Annotated in this window: 1 protein-coding gene; it reads left to right on the top strand. The window is 50.4% G+C overall.

Going from position 1 to position 500, the window contains the following annotated elements:
- The coding region (locus M3O96_RS21940) for an HYR domain-containing protein (RefSeq protein ID WP_249725498.1) at positions 1 to 500 on the top strand (500 nt) is incomplete at both ends.

Here is a 500-nt window from a genome sequence, read left to right on the forward strand (position 1 = left end):
CATTGGGCACCACAGTTGTGACCTGGACAGCCACTGATGCGAGCGGAAATATCACTACCAGGAGCTTCAATGTAATTGTAGTGGACAACCAAGCACCTGTCATTACAGCCCCTGCCAACATCAGCATTCAGATTGGAGAGGATGATGATTCCGCCACTGACGTTGAACTTGGAACCCCGACAACGTCTGACAACTGCGGCGTGGAAGATGTAAGCAATGACGCACCTGCAATTTTCCCTTTAGGTCCAACTACAGTAATATGGACCGTGACCGATGACAGCGGCAATACGGCAACGGCTGAACAGACTGTGACCGTGACAAAAGAAATCTTACCGACCATAACAGCCCCGGGCAATATTATGGTAGATACAGACGGAGGAAGTTGTGAAGCTTCAGAAGTGGACCTTGGCACTCCTCAGGTCACAGGCGAGGACATTCCTTCCGACGGCATCAGCAACGATGCACCGTCAACATTCCCGATAGGAACAACTATTGTCACA

The organism is Aquiflexum sp. TKW24L (assembly GCF_023502205.1).
Taxonomy (GTDB): Bacteria; Bacteroidota; Bacteroidia; order Cytophagales; family Cyclobacteriaceae; genus Cognataquiflexum.